Here is a 16,526-nt window from a genome sequence, read left to right on the forward strand (position 1 = left end):
TCATTTGAGCTGACCCTCTTTTGAAGCTTCTACATCTTTCACGATGCGAAACCCGATGTGGTTTGTGCCAAGGCTGCGTTCTGCATTCTGGCGGGCGGCGGGTCGGTATCTCAGGCAATAGGACGGAGCGCAAAGCCAGGATCCGCCTTTGACGACATTCATTGCGCCGACACTCGGATGAGAGAAACTGGCTGCCAGGATCTCAGGTGGCCCGTCCGGGTCGGTTGCGGCAATTTCCGGGTGTCCAGGCACCCACCAGTCGGACACATGCTCCCAAACGTTTCCGGCCATGTCGTAAAGGCCGTAGGCATTTGGCGGAAAGGAGCCGACGGGAGCTGTTCCGTGATGGCCGTCTTCCTTGGTGTCGACACTTGGAAAGAGGCCTTGCCATGTGTTGGCTTTCCAGCCTTGCCCCGGATCATAGCCGTCGCCCCAGGTGTATTCTGCGCCCTCGATGCCGCCCCGAGCGGCAAATTCCCATTCCGCCTCCGTCGGCAATCGGCCGCCGGCCCACTTGGCATAGGCGCGGGCGTCTTCCGGTGAGATCTGAACCACCGGGTGGTCGTCCATGTTCTCGATTGAGCTGTCGGGGCCTTCCGGGTGTTGCCAGTCTGCGCCTGGGACATAGCGCCACCAAACGCGGAAGTCTGTCAGGTCCACTTTGCCGGGTGGCTGGGCGAAAACCATCGATCCAGCGCGCAGCAGGTCTTTTGGAAGGCTGGGGTTTTCTGCGGGGTCCAGGTCCCGCTCGGCGGTGGTGACATAGCCGGTCGCCTCGACAAAGGCGCGGAATTCGCCATTGGTGACTTCGGTTTTCTTGATTTGGAAGGGACTGACCGTGACTTGCCGCTCAATTGCCTCCTCACGGTAGTGCTCATTCGAGCCCATCGTGAAGGTCCCGCCGTCCAGCAAAACAAAATCACCGTTTGCCTGAGAAGCCGAGCTGATTGCCAGAGCAAGAGCGATCAGTCCGAGAAAACTGGAAATTACCAGCCTCAAATTATTGCCTTTTTTCAGTTGCCTGGCTCCCATGGAAACACTGATCCCCAATCCTCATCCATTTTGGCCGATGATCTATCGCCGGTTGTAGGTCCTTACGTCTCGGATAACTGGCAGTGATGTTGTCATCGAGCAGTACGCGTTTGATCAAAAGTTACTGAGAGTGGACGACCTTATCCAAGATCTTACCACGAGTGCCACTGGGTGCCTTGATCCTCAAATAGGCGGCAACCGTCGGCGCGAGGTCGACTGTTTCAACCCGCGCCGGGATGCGGCTTGCTTTCATCCCCGGCCGGGAAAAGATGATCGGGACATGCGTATCATAGGTCCAGGGGGATCCATGGTGGGAGGCAACGTGAAGCCCATCAAAATCACCTACAAACCAGTGCGGTTCAAATACGACATAAACGTCGCCCGACCGTGAGGCATGAAAATTCGCCAGCACTGCATCGCTGACACTCGTCTTGGCAATCGCAGCACTTGCGAGATCCTCGCTGGATATGGCGTAGGCAATGGCCGGCATCTTTTGCAGTTCTCTGGCGAGAGTTCTGGCAACGTCCGCCTTTTCTAGTCCTTTGTCCGAAATCAGTTGTTCGTTGAGATAGACGTAAGGCTGGGAAAAAGAGGAAATGAGCTCCTGAGCGACCCCAAACTCAGCAATGAGAGCTTTCGCGGCAGGTTCCTTGTCTATGTCATCGAAAGAGAAATAGCCCGCCGGAATACCGAGATATTCCAGGTAACCCGGGACTTCCGCGCCGCCGTGGTCTGCGGACAAAACGACCAGGGTATGTTCCAAACCGATCTTTTGATCCACATGGTCCAGCAGCTGGCCAATGGTTTTATCAAGACGGCGCAGATTGTCTTCGGCTTCCAAGCTGGATGGGCCGAAAATGTGGCCGACATAATCTGTCGATGAAAAGCTGACCGAGAGATAATCGGTCACATCATCTGAACCGATAGCCTCCTTATCGATCAGTGTTTCTGCAAACGATGCCGTCAACTCATCGCCTGCCGGGCTGAGCGTCAAAAACGTCGTGTAGTACTTGCTGTCCCAAGCTCCGAATGGATGCGGAAATGTGCGGCCAAATCCCGGGAAATCGGTTTCCCATTCCGCATTATCGAAGGCAGCAAACCGATAGGTGTGTTCAGGGTCAATCAGCTCCCAATCTGTATAGGCGTAGGCCAGAACATGCCCGGCGTCGTTCCAGGCATCGACCCATTCTGGATAGGTGTCCATGTAGTAGCTCGACGTGACAAACCGGCCGTCGCTCTTTGAGAACCAGTAGGCCGTTCCGGCGTGGCCGGCCATCGAGATGGCACCGCGATCTTTGACGGACACCCCGAATATTTTCGAAACGCCAGCATTCGCGATCGCAATTTCATCAGACAAGGTAGATGACAAGATCGACGAAGGAGAGCGTCCATCAGATGTCGCAGCCCGCTGTGTCGGATCGATTTCGGTAGCCTGATCGACACCGGACTTCGCCAGCAGCGGATAATCAGGATCCTGAACGTTGTAAAACGGCTTCCCGGTAGCCCGGTCGAACCAGAGGTTGGCAACCATTCCGTGAACGGCGGGATCGGTGCCTGTTGCCAGTGTGGTGTGGCCGACAATTGTCTCTGTGTTGGCGTGTCTGTGATGGGCGTTTGTATAATAGATGCCGTTTTGAAGAAGGCGTTTGAACCCAGTGTCGCCAAAGTGCGCAATGTTTCGGTCGATCAAGTCACCACGCAGCTGATCAACGGTAATCTGCAAGACCAGCTTGGGCTGCTCCTGGGCTTCGGCTTGAGCCGATGTGGCAGCACTCAGCGCCAAGATCCCAACAACCAACCAACGCATTTGCATGATCAAAGCGCGGACCGGATTTTCTTAAAGGCTTTGGACAACTCATCGCCAAGCAAGGAGGTGGCTTCGCTGATGTTCTGCGCGGATTCGCCGAGTTTTGCCTCAGATTCGAAACTGTCCCACTTCTTTTCCAGCTCGTCCCATTCTTCCTGCAGCTCCTTGCTGCCCAAATGGATTTTCAGCTTCACCTCGTCGCGGGTTTGCTTGAGTTCATCCACGATGGCTTTGATATCTGGCATTTCTTGGCTCCGGAGACTGAGAATGGGGCATCCTATGACGCCCCATTTTGTCTATCTAGTTGTTATTGAGCGCCACTTGGCGTCGAGAGTTTATCCATGACCTGATCCAGCGAGAAGCTGGCCGCTTTCTGGCGTGGCGGGAATTCCTGGAAAGTGGCCAGGAAATTCGCAACGTACTGCTGCGCAGGTACAAGCAGGTACACCCGGTCGATCAACCAGTCGTAGTACGTGTTTGACGTTCTGTAAGAGCGCTCATAGGGGTCGCGGCGCAGGTTGAAGATCAGCGGGACACGCAACGGGGTGAACGGCTCGATCCAGGCCCGCAGCGTCGTGAAGGCCTTCTGCTCCATGAAGATCATCTTCCAGTCGGCATACCGCAGAGCGGTCAGATCCCCATCGTCGGAGAAATAGAAGATCTCCTGACGCGGTCCCTTGGCTTCTTCGCCAAGCAGGTGGGGCAAGAAGTTGTAACCGTCCAGATGGACCTTGTACTCGCGTCCGATCGCTTGCACACCGCCGTCCTTGAGTTGTTCCTTGATGTCAGGAACACCGGCTGCGGCCAGATAAGTCGGCAACCAGTCCATGTGGTGCATGATCTCGTTGGACACGGAACCCGCTTCGATCTTGCCCGGCCAGCGGACCATGGACGGAACACGCCAACCACCTTCCCAGTTGGTGTTCTTCTCGCCGAAGAACGGCGTCGCTGCGGCATCCGGCCAGGTGTTATAGTGCGGGCCGTTGTCGGTGGAATAGTGAACGATGGTGTTGTCGGCGATGCCAAGTTCATCGATCAAGTCCAGAAGCTGTCCGACATGCATGTCATGCTCGATCATGCCAGCTGTGTATTCATCGACGGTCCGGCCGGCAATGTCGCTCGCCTGATCCATCATTTCCGGCTTCACATGGGTGCGGAAATGCATCCGTGTCCCGTTCCACCAGACGTAAAACGGCTGACCTTGCTCATGTGCCCGCTTTATGAAGTCCACGGCTGCGGCAAGTGTTTCCTCATCCACCGTTTCCATACGCTTCTTGGTGAGTGGGCCGGTGTCTTCGATTGTCCCGTCTGCCGATGATTTGATGACACCGCGGGGACCGAAGGTTTCCCGGAAGGTGCGCCCGTCCGGCATGATGACATCGCCCGGATAATCGGCGTTTTCAGGCTCTTCCTCGGCGTTCAGGTGATAAAGGTTGCCAAAGAATTCATCGAAGCCGTGATTGGTTGGCAGATGTTCGTCCTTGTCACCCAAGTGGTTTTTGCCGAACTGCCCGGTCACGTAGCCTTCGGCCTTCAAAAGACCAGCGATGGTCGGATCTTCTTCCTGCATGCCGAGATCCGCGCCGGGCAGACCGACCTTCGACAGACCAGTGCGGAACACGCTTTGACCCATGATGTAGGACGAGCGGCCTGCCGTGCACGATTGCTCGCCGTAATAGTCGGTGAATATCATTCCTTCGTTGGCGACGCGGTCGATATTCGGGGTGCGGTAACCCATCAAGCCCATTGTGTAGGCAGAGATGTTGGACTGACCCACATCATCGCCCCAAATGACGAGGATGTTGGGTTTGGTTTCCTGAGCCGATATCGGGGCAATCCCTGCCACCGCTAAGGAGGCGATTGAAAGTGCAATCACTTTTAACCGTCTGGAGATAAATGAATAACGCATGAAGCCTCGCAATCTGTGAGGTGATGGGTACGTGCGGTTGTATCGCGGAAGAAATTTTCAGCATACTTGATCAGTCTATGCGCAATATCTGTTCACGGGAAAGTTAAAAATAACGCCGCGTTATTTGTTTTGGCTTTGCGCAGGTTTTGGTTGCGCATCATCTGAAGGGGCGACGGCAGCGTTGAAAAATCGCATGTGACCGGCTGCCGCATGGCGTGTCGCCGCACTTCGCCGGTTTCACATTGAGTAAGTGAAATCCCTCATCCATATGTCGGCTTAGCAATCAACCACAACCAGGCCTTCGGGCCGGGAAAGAGCCATGGAAGAACTTCTTCTCAGCCGAATTCAGTTTGCGGCCAACATTTCGTTCCACATCCTGTTCCCAACGATCACCATCGCGCTGGGATGGGTGCTCCTGTTCTTCAAACTGAGGTTTAATGCGACGGGCGATGACCGCTGGATGGCGGCATATATGTTCTGGGTGAAGATTTTCGCCCTGTCCTTTGGCCTCGGCGTTGTAAGCGGCATCACGATGAGCTTCCAGTTCGGCACCAATTGGCCGGGCTTTATGGAAACCGTCGGCAATGTCGCTGGTCCGCTGCTGGCATACGAAGTTCTGACAGCCTTCTTTCTTGAGGCAGCTTTCCTTGGGATCATGCTGTTCGGTGCGTCGCGTGTTCCGAACTGGCTGCACACGCTTGCGACCTTCCTCGTCGCGTTCGGAACCACAGTCAGCGCGTTCTGGATCCTTGTCCTGAATTCCTGGATGCACACACCTGCCGGTTTTGAGCTGCGCGACGGGATCGTGCATGCCACTGACTGGTGGGCCATCATCTTCAACCCGTCCATGCCCTACCGTTTGGTGCATATGCTGCTCGCCAGCGGCTTGACCGTTGCATTCCTTATTCTCGGCATCTCGGCCTTCCGCCGTCTGATCGGCGATCAGTCCAAGGGCGTTCGCGTCACCTTCAAAACCGGCGCGTGGATGGCAGCCATTCTCATCCCGGTGCAGATCTATGCGGGTGACCTGCACGGCCTCAACACCTTGGAGCACCAGCCGCAAAAGGTTGCCGCCATGGAAGGCAACTGGGAAACCTCGTCCCATGTTCCGCTGTTGCTCTTCGCCCTGCCGGATGAGGAGAAGCGACAGAACGATTTTGAGATCGGCATTCCGAGCGGCGCGTCGCTCATTCTGAAACACGATCCGGCTGGTGTGGTCCCGGGTTTGAACGATTTTTATGCCGAAGATGGGACCGCGCTTCATCCGCCGGTCGCGCCGGTCTTCTGGTCTTTCCGCGTGATGGTCGGGACAGGCGTGCTGATGCTCGTCATGAGCTGGGCGACTGTCATCATGATGCGCCGGAACCGCGGTGTGGACGGCTTGAACCCGTGGCTGCTGCGCGGCCTTGTGGCCATGACCTTCTCCGGTTGGCTGGCGACACTTGCCGGCTGGTACACAACGGAAATCGGCCGTCAGCCTTGGCTGGTCCAAGGCATCCTGACAACCGAGGCGGCTGTTGCGGATGTTCCGGCGCCCATGGTTGCAACAACGCTTGGAGCTTACCTGATCGTTTATGCGGTTCTGCTGGTGGCCTACATTACGGTCATCTTCCGGCTGGCCCGCAAGGCGAGCAACCCCGAAGACACCAGGCCGCATTCCGGTGCTGCCCAAGTGGCCCTGGTCCCGGCGGAGTAAGTTAACATGACCTTTTTTGGTGATCCGACCGTCTGGCTTCCGCTGGCCTTCGCTGCTCTCATGGGTATCTCGATCCTCGTCTATGTTGTGCTCGACGGCTTTGACCTTGGGGTGGGCATCCTTTTGCCCCTCGGGGATGAGGAAGAAAAAGATCGCATGATCGCGGCGATCGGCCCCTTTTGGGATGCCAATGAGACATGGCTGGTGCTCGCGGTGGGGCTGTTGCTCGTAGCCTTTCCGGTGGCCCATGGGGTCATCCTGACCGCGCTTTATCTCCCGGTTGCTGTCATGCTGATCGGGCTCATTCTGCGCGGCGTTGCGTTCGAATTCCGCGCAAAGACCTCCGGCAAACAGAAGCATCGCTGGAATCAGGCGTTCTTTTTTGGTTCTGTATCAGCCTCGCTCGCACAGGGGTATATGCTCGGCCTCTACATCATGGGCCTGGAACACACACCTGCCACAGTTGCCTTTGGGGTCTTGACCGCGCTCTGTCTGACGGCCGGCTACGGCTTTATCGGTGCGACCTGGCTGATCATCAAATCCGAAGGCACCTCACAGATGAAGGCGATCCGTTGGGCCCGGACCCGGCTTTGGGGTGTGGTCTTGGGCTTTGGTGCGATCTCGCTGGCAAGCCCGTTGGTCAGCGACCGGATCTTCGAAAAATGGTTTTCCTTTCCTTCGATGATCCTGTTGGCGCCCCTGCCATTGATGTCGGCTCTTTTGGTCTTCATCCTGTACACAGCGCTGCAGCACCTGCCGGCCAAAGACGACAAGTGGGCGTGGGTACCATTTGCGGCAACGGCCAGCCTGTTCCTTCTGGCATTCGCAGGACTGGCCTATTCCTTCTACCCCTACGTGGTACCGGAGCAGCTCACCCTTTATGAAAGTGCAAGTGCGCCGGAAAGCCTGTTTATCATCCTGCTTGGGGCCTTGTTCGTACTGCCGGTGATCATCGGCTACACAATCCTCGCCTACACCGTCTTCCGCGGCAAGGCGACCGAGCTGCGCTACGACTAGATCTTGGTTAGAAGGGGACTAGGCCGGTGCTGCTTTCTCTCCCTCTGCCGAGTTTTCGGAACCGGTTGTTTCAAGGGCATGGATGGCAAGGCTTTGCCCGGCTTCCTGCATGGTCAGAAATGTTTGGTCCGCCCCGGCTTCGGTGATTTGAGCCACGTGATCGGCATGCAGGGCATGGCTTACGATCGTGCCGGAAAAGCCACTGGCCCGCAGCATGCGTGCTGCGATCAGTTTGGCCTCAAGATCATCCATTGCCAAAACCGCTGCGGTGATTTTGCTGAGGTCGACGCTATTCCAGAAATTGCTGTCTTCTGCGTCCGCAAAGATGACATTGCGCCCAGCTTCCGCATGGCCCTGGACCTTATAGATGTCTGCATCCAAGCCAATGGGGCGGTGCCCTTTTTCAATCAGAGCATTGTAGGCGGCGGTCCCGGTGCGCCCCATCCCGAATACCAAGATATCCGTGTCTCCAAGGTCCTTTGGTTGTTCGTCCGGGTGGCGCGTCGACAGTTCAAACCGTTGCAATTGAGGTTCGAACCGTTCGAAGATCTGGTGCGCAAAGCGATTAAGGGGGGCGGCTATCAGGAAAGACACGGACACAGCAATTGCAAGAGGGACGAGATAGTCCTGAGCAGCCGGGATCCCGGCCGCGACGATCAAGCCGAATTCACTATAAGCTGTCAGCGATAAGGCCGTGACGAAGGAGGTTCTTGCCCGGAGTTTGAAAGCGATCAGGACAGCAAAAAACAGGACGCCTTTCAAGGGCAACAGTGCTGCCAGAACCAACGCAAAGACGATCGCATTCCAGTCCGGAAGCCCGGACATTCCGATCGATAGAAAAAAGCCGATCAGGAAGACTTCCTTGAGCGCCCAAAGTGAGCTGGACAATTCACCTGCCCGAGGGTGACCGGAGAGCAGAAGCCCCATAACGAGCGCACCGATCTCGCCTTTCAATCCGATGATCTCGAAACCGACACCACCGATCACAAGGCTGAGCATCATGCCCGTCAACAACAAGACTTCGTCGTGCCCTGCTAGATCCAGCAACTTGAACAGGACCGGCCTCAGCAAAGGTGTTGCGAAAATCAAAAGAGCCCAGGGACCTGGCAGCTTGCCTGCAAAGATTGCCAAAACCACCAGCGCGATAATGTCTTGCACGATCAGGATGCCGATGGCGGTCCGCCCATGAAATGTGCCGAGCTCGCGCTTGGCCTCAAGGATCTTTGCCGAGAGCACAGTGGAGGAAAAGGCGAGGGCGATGCCAACAAGCAGCGCACCCATCCATTCGGATGTGAAGAGCAGCCAGATGATCGGTGTGAACACGCCAATGGACACGATAAAATGGATCAGCGCGCCGCCAACCACTTGCGGTTCGGTTATCTGCCTGAGTTTCAGCTTCAAACCGATGGTGAACAACAGCATCAAAACGCCGAGTTCGGCGACGTAATCAAGAATTGGGCCCGTTTCGCCCGGCATTCCAAAGCGCGGTCCGATCAGGTTGATGAAAAAGCCTGCAGCCAGAAAGCCAACAAGCGGCGGCAGGCCTACCTGCCGGACAGCGAGCCCGAACACGAACGCTGTTCCGATCGCAAAGACTTCAAAGTGCATGCCGGTCTCACCTGTTGGTTCGTGCCCTAACGGTAGTCGTCAATTCTTGGGCGATTCCCTGCGCACATCAATCGTCTTGGGTCGATTCAATCACTGGGTCCGGGGGCGTGACTTCGAACCGATAACTTGGTCTTTCAAATTGAAAAACATCAGGCCCCTCGATTTGCCTTCACTGAGGAGAAGGCAATGGGCATAAAGACGCGTCACACCGTAAGGGATAGCAAACCCGTCAGTTCACTTCGCGTGTGGGCGTCTCACCTTTGGCCTGTTCTTGAAGCCCAAGAACCTCTTCGAGTGCTGTCTGAAATTGGTCAACAACGCCATCGGCCGTCTTCAGATTGAAGGCGAAGTTCAGACTTACAGTATCTGCCAGAAACACCGGTTCGAACTCGGCGGGATCTATTCCTGCCTTGGCTGCGAGCCTTGCAAAGTTTTTCCACTGGATCGGGATGAAATCGATCCGGTCGGCGGCCAGCATTTTGACATTAAAAATGCCTTGGCTGTTGAACGTGGTGTTTTCTTCCGGAATACCGTGCCGCTTTGCAAAAACCGCACTGGCCCCATCAATTACGACGCCGACCTTGTATTGATGGAGGTCTTCTGACCTTTCGATTTGAAAGTTCCGTTCCTTTTTGCCGATGAAATAGGAATCGAATTTGAGGATCGGGCCTGCCCATTTGAAAAGGCGTTCCCGTTCGGGCGTGCGGCCCGTGGAGAACAGAACCGTATTTGCATCAATCTGTGCTTGGTGAAAAGCTCGTGCCCAGGGAAGGAATACAATATCCTCTCGAGTTTGGGTCGACCCGGCTTTTTGAAGGATCTTGTCCAAGAGATCGGCTGTTTGACCTTTGACCACGCCATCTTCGACATAGTGGTAGGGTTTCCAGTCTTCGGAAAGAAGCTTGAGCTCTGGAAATGTGGTCTCGGCTTGAACAGGCTCCCCATAGGACGCTGCCGCTGTGAGAAGCAAACCGGCGGCAACAACCGCTCGCCATCGACGGGACAAACCCCTCGCAAACCGCTTCACTGCTTTTGGATCTGACATCTACTGCTTTATCCAACCACGCTATGGAAGCATTACCCGGTAACACCTGTAGAAGTTAAAAGTCTGAGATTTAAAAAGTAAATAATATCGGCGTCACAAAGTCGTTTAATTTGAAGAAATCATCGGGGAAGATATTTGAAAAGCTGCGTGCATTTTAAAAATACATTACTCAGGGTGTTAAAAGCATCAATTTTAGGCAAAGTGATTTGCTAAAATCGCAAGCAAATGATGGCAGGTTTCGTCCGGGAAACTTCACGGGTCTGTCACTTCTAAGACTTCCCCAGTGTCCAGGCGTTTAACGAAATCAACCCGGTCACCATTCCAGTGATAGCTGAAGTGCGAGGATTGGACAGGGATCGAAACCACGTCCGGCCAGAACGCCCCCAAACATTCACCGCTCGTACAACGGACGCTGTTCCAGACGAGGCCGGCGCTGCCTGAGGCTCGGATTTCGGCGCCTGCCTTCTGGGAGATGCCATAATCGGAGGCATGAAGGACACCTGGTACATCATTGACGTCTGTCAGGTCCGCGTCGACAGACCCGACCAAAAGCCGGAACTGGGATGTCCATCCGGCGTCCTCGCGTGTTGAGGCCATGAACCTTGCATGGTGATAAATTGTCTCCGCGAGAGCCACGTTCTCTGAATTGCCCGCGTAGTAGATCCCGTAGCTGCCATCGGAAAACCGACCGGGCCTCAGCGGAGAGCAATGGACAAACGGTGCCATGACATAGCTGGCGCCGGGACCGGAAACGCGTCGATGAACCGGGACTTTGCCAAGGTCGCCGATTTCGCCGCGCACGCGCGGGTTGGTTTTTGCCTCGACCGAAGCCAGAGCTTCCCAGTCTTTTGGGTCGGCGATGTCTTCAAACAAATCAATGGGAGGGTAGAGGGAGCGGATTATGCGAAAGGTTCGCGCCCACCTTACGCGCCGGATGTGCGGCATGGCCTACCAAACCCCACGCTCGGCGTTCAGCCAGCGGCGCAGGCTTTCAAGGTCGGACATTTCACCGCGCAGCATGACATCAAGGGCAGATTTGCCCTCAAAAGCGTCATTTTCCTTCTTCACCCAGGCGTATCCGCGCTTTGGCTCGTTGAAGAGGTGGCGGATGCCTTTGTGTATTCCCATCAGGTGCGCCATGCGCATCTTGCGGTCCCGGTCCACGCGGCCGATGTCGCCCCGTTTCCACCGGTCCCATGTGCTTTGTGACATGTCGCCCAGCAGCGTGCGGGATTGCGCATCGCTCAAGCCCCAGGCCTTGAAGAGGTTGACAGTCGCGCGCGCCAACGCGCCGGCTTCATCGTCCGTGATGACCGGGTTCTGTGCGTGGGCTGGCGTCGATGTTATCGGTTGCAAGCTCAACTCAAACTCCATCATTTGACGGTATTTTATATTATATATGTCAAATGACAACCGGCCTGTTGTTTTTCAAGGGTGTCGGTGGGATCTCAGTGTTCATTTCTCATGTGCGAACACTTGAGCCGTCAATGCAGGGCTTAGCTTTGAAGGTTCATTGCAGGGCCGATGATCGGTGTCCTTTTGAATCCCCGCCGGTCACTGTAATCGACATCGCCAAGTCGGTCAGTAGATCAGCGGCATCGTCCATATCAAGCGGCAAAGCGCGGGCTGTGATTGAATAGCCCTCAAAGTAGGGGATGAGCAGGGTCATCAACCGATCTGCAAAAGCAGCATCGGTTTTGCCCTCAAACGCAAAGTCAACAACTACCTTGGAAAAGCGTCGATAGTATTCTATCAGGCACTCATCAATGAGGCCGCTCCTGCTGGAGATCGCCCATATTTCCCGAAAAGCCCGGCACATGTCACTGATCTCCAGGCCATGGACGAGGACGGCCCGCACCAGAAATCGAATCCGGTCCCGGGTCGTTGAGGCGTTGCTCTCGTGCGCGAGTTTCTTCAGGTTTTCAGTGCATTCTTCGAAGTAGCCCGCCACCATGGCAATCAGCACATCATCCCGTGTCTTGTAATAGTATTGTACGTTGCTGAGCCGCATCTCTGTGCGCTCCGCGAGCTTGCGCATCGTCAGGCCAGCGTCTCCCGTTTCGATCAGGAGTTCCAGTGCAGCATCGAGGATTAGTCTTTCCTTTGGAGAGAGAGCCCAGCGCTCAACCTGCTGTTCCACTTTACTTTTTCCTTTTTGGTTCATGGCTGTGACCCAAGGGCCTGCCTTGTTTTTGAGTATAGAGACTTGACGAAATTGGTCAAACGACCTAATTTTTTGGTCATATGACCAAATCCTTGAAGGTGCCCTTATGATCAAAGCACTCCGTACCCCTGATACCCGGTTTGACAGTCTTTCCGACTATCCGTTTCAACCCAATTATGTCGAGGATCTGAAGGGATATGAGGGTCTTCGCGGTCATTATGTCGATGAAGGCGATCCGAACTCGGAAGAGGTTTTCCTTCTGCTTCATGGAGAGCCCAGCTGGAGCTATCTCTACCGCAAAATGATCCCGATTTTCGCCAATGCCGGTGCCCGGGTGATCGCACCCGACTGGTTGGGGTTTGGGAAATCCGACAAGCCTGTCGACGATGAGGTTTACACGTTTCATTTCCATCGAAACTACATGCTTGCCCTTATCGAACATTTGGATCTGAAGAACATCACACTGGTGGTTCAGGACTGGGGAGGCGTTCTCGGTTTGACGTTACCTATGGAGATGAAGCACAGGTTCAAGCGGCTGCTGATCATGAATACCGGTCTCATGATGGGCCCGGTGAACAGCCCCGCCTTTGATGCCTGGAAAGCAGATATCGTTTCAGATCCCGACGTGCCGATCCCGTTCATCATGCAGAAGAACGAGCCGGTCATTTCTGACATCGAAGCTGCCGCCTATGAGGCGCCATACCCGGACCAAAGCTACAAGGCGGGCGTTCGCAGGTTTCCCCTTTTGATTGCGACATCGATGGACGCTCCGGGCGTCGATGTGTCTCAAAGGGCTGCGAAGTTCTGGTCGACAGAATGGACCGGCGAAAGCTTCATGGCGATCGGAATGCGCGACAAGATGCTGGGGCCGGATGTCATGAATGTCATGCGCACGGTGATCAACGGCTGCCCGGACCCTCTGGAAATCCCAGAAGGCGGACATTTTGTTCAAGAATCCGGCGGCGAACTGATCGCCCAAAAGGCCCTTGAACACTTCGGCCTGGCCCAGGTCTGAAACACCCGAAAACATCACACAGTTATGCCCGAACACTAGGGCCAGCCGTCAACTCCTCACGCCCAGGACTGAACAATGGAACCTGAAATCCTCGTCATCGGTGCGACCGGTAAAACCGGCAAACGTGTCGCCCAACGGCTTGAGGCACGCGGCCTGGCCGTCCGGCATGGAACGCGCCGCAGCCCGATCCCCTTTGATTGGGAAAACCCGGAAACGTGGGCTGCATCGCTGAATGGCATTAAAACCGCTTATGTAGCCTATTCACCCGACCTTGCGGTCCCGTCCGCGCACGGAGTGATCGACGCTTTCGTAAAGGCGGCCGAAGCGGCAGGACTGCGCCGCATGGTCTTGTTGTCGGAACGCAACGAGGCGCGGGCGCAAGCCTGCGAAGAGCTTCTTATGGGCTCGTCCCTGGAGTGGACAATCCTGCGGCCCAGCTGGTTCATGCAAAACTTTAGCGAAGGCGGGTTTCTGGACGATGTGCTGGCAGGAGAGGTGTCGGCTTCGGATTCTGGGGCAGGAGAGCCCTGGGTTGATTTGGAAGACGTTGCGGATGTTGCTGTCGCGGCCTTGCTGGACGACGGTCACACCGGTGAAGTCTATGAAATCACAGGAAGAGAGCTGCTCACCTGGGACCAGGCAGTTCGTCTTATCGCCAGAGTGACCGGACGGGACGTGGCGTATCGCACATCCACGCCGCAAGAGTTTAAAGGCACCTTGATTGCCGCCGGGTTTCCTGCCGAAGACGCCGCCTTTGTCGCCGGTCTTGTGGCTGAGATCCTTGACGGCAAGAATGCAAGCACCGCGGATGGTCTGCAGCGCGCCCTCGGCCGGGAACCGAGAACGTTTGCGCAGTTTACTGAGGATGCCCACGCGGCGGGCTGCTGGAAGTAGCTGTCTGAAGTTCATCACCACCCAATGGAAACCGACCGTCAGAGGTTGGTGATGGGCGAGGTTTGGGTTGAACGCAAACCTTTATCCCAGTGGACGGAAAGAACGTATCACCATCCGAAACGGAAACTGTCCAACCCCATAAACAAAACCCGCCCGATCGTCAGTGATGGGCGGGCTTTTTTAGTGCTGGGCGCCGGGAGCCGCGCTGAGACCGATGGTGTTAGCTTCAGCCGTCTTTGTTGGCTCAAATTGACAACATGGGTCCAACGCAATCGGGTGTTTGTTTCAGGTTATCGACAGCTCACGTTTGGATCGACTGTCGGGGAACACCAAACTCAAAACAACAAGTCATCCGTTCTCTGCCCCGGTCAAAATGGCCATCAGAGCGCTCGGGACGCAGGCATTGGTGTGGCGGCCGGCCATCAATCCGGCACGGACAATGAAATTGTCCTGCAACGACGCAGGCACAGAAGCCAGCTCGTGCTGGACAACCATCCCCCGGATCGCACCGGCATAGGACCGTTCAGCGATGCTACCCGGTTCAATCCGGTTGCCCCGATCTGCGGCCCTGTCAAAGATCGTCTTTCCCTCTTTGATCGTCTGTGCCACGCGAAGCGTTTCCAGATTTTCGGGGTCTATGGCCAAAGGGTCGCCAGACAGGATCGCAAAATCAGCAAGTTTGCCGGGTTCGATGGACCCCTTGTCGTCTTCCTCGAAATGCTGATAGGCCGCCCAGAGTGTCATTGATTTGAGAGCGGTGATCACGTCCACGCGTTGCGCAGGCCCGATGATGTCGCCGCTGCGCGAGCGCCGGGTGACAGTGGCATCCAGCACCCGCATGGAATCTGGAAATGCCACCGGCGCATCGTGATGGCTGCCAAACATCATGCCCCGCTGTACCATCCATCCCGTTGGCGAGATGTTGTCGGCACGTGCGGGGCCGACCGTGTGATCGCGGTGCCAATCGCCCCAGTAAAACGTATGCATCGGGAACAGGGACGGGAAGACATTCAGCCGCTTGTAGGCATCCACCTGGTCCTCACGAAGGAACTGGCCATGAATTAGAACAGGCCGTCTGTCCGCCGCACCATGTTTTTGCGTGGCCGCTGCAATGGCGGCAATCAGCCTGTCGGATGCGCCTTCGCCATTTGCATGGGACAGGAGTTGAATATCGTTTTCGAAGGCCCAATCGACGATGTCGATGACAGTTTCCATGGTTTCATAGGCAATCCCCATATAGCCCGGCGGATAGTCGCCAACCGGGTCGTAATAGGGACGGTCCCTAAGCGCCGTGAACCCCTGCGGCGAGCCATCCAGCGTAAATTTGCCTCCGGCGATGCGGACCCGATTGGTGTAAGTGCGGGAATGATTGGCTGCCACAAAGTCCCGGTCCACCATGACATCCGGGTAGACTGCGACATCGATCTCAAGTTCCTTCAGATCCGCCAGCGTGTTGAGAGCATCGACCACGACGGGGACGGCGCGGCCTTCCTGAGCCGTCGTGAACCCATAACTCGCCCAGAGCTGTGTGCCTGCGCGGCCAAGTTCAAGGATCCCGTCATCACCGAGCGCCGCGAACAGCTTGCCCAGTGAGCTGAAATGGATGTTGCCCTCCAGCACGCCATCAGGTTCATTCCCGCTCATGCGCCGGATGACACCGCCCGGGACCTCTTCCGTCTCAGTGGTGATCCCGAGAACCTCCAGACCCTTGGTGTTGGTGACTCCGATATGTCCGGACTGATGCACGATATAGACCGGATACTCCGCCGACACCTGATCAAGGTCCTCCCGTGTCGGGTGGCGCTGCTCGGCGAGCTGACCGGGATCGTAGCCGAACCCGATAATCAGATTGACTGCTTCGACAGTTCGCCGGTTTTCATCCGTCCAGTCCTTGAGTTGATCAATGAGGCTGGCAATGTCCTGAACTGTCCCGTCAGGCGGGGCCAACAGGTTGGCCGACAGAGCCTGTATGCCGCCCATCACCACGTGTCCGTGCGAGTCGATGAAGCCGGGGACCATGGTCCGCCCGCCCAGATCAACGAGCTCGGTCCTGTCACCGCTATGTGCCAGGACAGTGTCCCGCGATCCGACGGCAAGAATGCGCCCGTCCTTAACGGCAACAGCATCAACGGTCATTGCCGCATCATTCATCGTGTGAATGGGGCCGCCCATCCAGATTCGGTCTGCGATTTCCTGGGCAAACGATTGCGTGGCCACCCCGCAGGTTAGCACGCACACCGCGATAAGGCGTTTTATTGGCATTTGGTCCTCCGCAGTCTAACTGCACCAACACTCTAGCACGGTAGGCCGTTTCAAGCGGCGCGTTACTGTCCGCTGCG

14 protein-coding genes are annotated in these 16,526 nt (G+C 56.0%); 4 read left to right on the top strand and 10 right to left on the bottom strand.

Annotated features, from left to right (window positions below):
• From RBB44_RS08415 to RBB44_RS08430, 4 genes are all read right to left on the bottom strand, one after another.
• Nucleotides 1-1,032 carry a formylglycine-generating enzyme family protein gene (locus RBB44_RS08415; RefSeq protein WP_306156123.1) on the bottom strand — a complete coding sequence of 344 codons (1,032 nt, stop codon included), beginning with the start codon at nt 1,030-1,032 and terminating at the stop codon, nt 1-3.
• 121 nt (nt 1,033-1,153) lie between these two features.
• A complete protein-coding gene (locus RBB44_RS08420) occupies nt 1,154-2,839 on the bottom strand; it encodes an alkaline phosphatase family protein (protein WP_306146947.1) in 1,686 nt (561 codons plus the stop codon).
• Nucleotides 2,840-2,847: 8 nt separating this feature from the next.
• Nucleotides 2,848-3,084: a hypothetical protein gene (locus tag RBB44_RS08425; protein WP_306146949.1), complete on the bottom strand. Its 237-nt coding sequence runs from the start codon at nt 3,082-3,084 to the stop codon at nt 2,848-2,850.
• A gap of 62 nt (nt 3,085-3,146) precedes the next feature.
• Nucleotides 3,147-4,748, bottom strand: coding sequence for an arylsulfatase (locus tag RBB44_RS08430; protein ID WP_306146950.1), 1,602 nt, complete (start codon nt 4,746-4,748; stop codon nt 3,147-3,149).
• Between the two features lie 319 nt (nt 4,749-5,067).
• On the opposite strand from RBB44_RS08430, the gene RBB44_RS08435 reads away from it, so the two are divergent.
• Together RBB44_RS08435 and RBB44_RS08440 are read left to right on the top strand one after the other, a co-directional pair.
• Nucleotides 5,068-6,444 (top strand): cytochrome ubiquinol oxidase subunit I, encoded by a 1,377-nt coding sequence (locus RBB44_RS08435; protein ID WP_306146951.1) that lies wholly within the window; start codon nt 5,068-5,070, stop codon nt 6,442-6,444.
• A 6-nt stretch (nt 6,445-6,450) separates the two neighbouring features.
• Nucleotides 6,451-7,461, top strand: coding sequence for a cytochrome d ubiquinol oxidase subunit II (locus RBB44_RS08440; RefSeq protein ID WP_306146952.1), 1,011 nt, complete (start codon nt 6,451-6,453; stop codon nt 7,459-7,461).
• Nucleotides 7,462-7,479: 18 nt separating this feature from the next.
• On the opposite strand, the gene RBB44_RS08445 is transcribed toward RBB44_RS08440, so the two are convergent.
• The 5 genes from RBB44_RS08445 to RBB44_RS08465 form a co-directional block, all read right to left on the bottom strand.
• Nucleotides 7,480-9,069 carry a cation:proton antiporter gene (locus RBB44_RS08445; RefSeq protein ID WP_306146953.1) on the bottom strand — a complete coding sequence of 530 codons (1,590 nt, stop codon included), beginning with the start codon at nt 9,067-9,069 and terminating at the stop codon, nt 7,480-7,482.
• A 229-nt stretch (nt 9,070-9,298) separates the two neighbouring features.
• Nucleotides 9,299-10,114 carry an ABC transporter substrate-binding protein gene (locus RBB44_RS08450; RefSeq protein WP_306146954.1) on the bottom strand — a complete coding sequence of 272 codons (816 nt, stop codon included), beginning with the start codon at nt 10,112-10,114 and terminating at the stop codon, nt 9,299-9,301.
• A 252-nt stretch (nt 10,115-10,366) separates the two neighbouring features.
• Nucleotides 10,367-11,059 carry an RES family NAD+ phosphorylase gene (locus RBB44_RS08455; protein WP_306146955.1) on the bottom strand — a complete coding sequence of 231 codons (693 nt, stop codon included), beginning with the start codon at nt 11,057-11,059 and terminating at the stop codon, nt 10,367-10,369.
• A gap of 3 nt (nt 11,060-11,062) precedes the next feature.
• A complete protein-coding gene (locus tag RBB44_RS08460; protein WP_166672743.1) occupies nt 11,063-11,476 on the bottom strand; it encodes an antitoxin Xre-like helix-turn-helix domain-containing protein in 414 nt (137 codons plus the stop codon).
• 148 nt (nt 11,477-11,624) lie between these two features.
• Nucleotides 11,625-12,254 (bottom strand): TetR/AcrR family transcriptional regulator, encoded by a 630-nt coding sequence (locus tag RBB44_RS08465; RefSeq protein ID WP_306146956.1) that lies wholly within the window; start codon nt 12,252-12,254, stop codon nt 11,625-11,627.
• 130 nt (nt 12,255-12,384) lie between these two features.
• On the opposite strand from RBB44_RS08465, the gene RBB44_RS08470 reads away from it, so the two are divergent.
• Both RBB44_RS08470 and RBB44_RS08475 read left to right on the top strand, forming a co-directional pair.
• On the top strand, nt 12,385-13,293 hold the full coding sequence (locus tag RBB44_RS08470; protein WP_306146957.1) for a haloalkane dehalogenase: 909 nt from the start codon (nt 12,385-12,387) through the stop codon (nt 13,291-13,293).
• A gap of 75 nt (nt 13,294-13,368) precedes the next feature.
• Nucleotides 13,369-14,187 (top strand): NmrA family transcriptional regulator, encoded by an 819-nt coding sequence (locus RBB44_RS08475; RefSeq protein ID WP_306146958.1) that lies wholly within the window; start codon nt 13,369-13,371, stop codon nt 14,185-14,187.
• A gap of 348 nt (nt 14,188-14,535) precedes the next feature.
• On the opposite strand, the gene RBB44_RS08480 is transcribed toward RBB44_RS08475, so the two are convergent.
• The gene (locus RBB44_RS08480) at nt 14,536-16,449 is read right to left on the bottom strand and encodes an amidohydrolase (protein WP_306146959.1); all 1,914 of its coding nucleotides are present in this window, start codon (nt 16,447-16,449) and stop codon (nt 14,536-14,538) included.
• Between the last annotated feature and the right edge of the window lie 77 nt (nt 16,450-16,526).

Source organism: Roseibium sp. MMSF_3247, from assembly GCF_030733765.1.
Lineage (GTDB): Bacteria > Pseudomonadota > Alphaproteobacteria > Rhizobiales > Stappiaceae > Roseibium.

Excerpts from the sequence above, each read along its gene's own strand:
- RBB44_RS08450 (WP_306146954.1), bottom strand. The coding sequence starts at position 10,114 with ATGTCAGATCCAAAAGCAGTGAAGCGGTTTGCGAGGGGTTTGTCCCGT.
- RBB44_RS08475 (WP_306146958.1), top strand. The coding sequence starts at position 13,369 with ATGGAACCTGAAATCCTCGTCATCGGTGCGACCGGTAAAACCGGCAAA.
- RBB44_RS08480 (WP_306146959.1), bottom strand. The coding sequence starts at position 16,449 with ATGCCAATAAAACGCCTTATCGCGGTGTGCGTGCTAACCTGCGGGGTG.
- RBB44_RS08455 (WP_306146955.1), bottom strand. The coding sequence starts at position 11,059 with ATGCCGCACATCCGGCGCGTAAGGTGGGCGCGAACCTTTCGCATAATC.
- RBB44_RS08445 (WP_306146953.1), bottom strand. The coding sequence starts at position 9,069 with ATGCACTTTGAAGTCTTTGCGATCGGAACAGCGTTCGTGTTCGGGCTC.
- RBB44_RS08415 (WP_306156123.1), bottom strand. The coding sequence starts at position 1,032 with ATGGGAGCCAGGCAACTGAAAAAAGGCAATAATTTGAGGCTGGTAATT.
- RBB44_RS08470 (WP_306146957.1), top strand. The coding sequence starts at position 12,385 with ATGATCAAAGCACTCCGTACCCCTGATACCCGGTTTGACAGTCTTTCC.
- RBB44_RS08430 (WP_306146950.1), bottom strand. The coding sequence starts at position 4,748 with ATGCGTTATTCATTTATCTCCAGACGGTTAAAAGTGATTGCACTTTCA.
- RBB44_RS08425 (WP_306146949.1), bottom strand. The coding sequence starts at position 3,084 with ATGCCAGATATCAAAGCCATCGTGGATGAACTCAAGCAAACCCGCGAC.
- RBB44_RS08440 (WP_306146952.1), top strand. The coding sequence starts at position 6,451 with ATGACCTTTTTTGGTGATCCGACCGTCTGGCTTCCGCTGGCCTTCGCT.
- RBB44_RS08435 (WP_306146951.1), top strand. The coding sequence starts at position 5,068 with ATGGAAGAACTTCTTCTCAGCCGAATTCAGTTTGCGGCCAACATTTCG.
- RBB44_RS08420 (WP_306146947.1), bottom strand. The coding sequence starts at position 2,839 with ATGCGTTGGTTGGTTGTTGGGATCTTGGCGCTGAGTGCTGCCACATCG.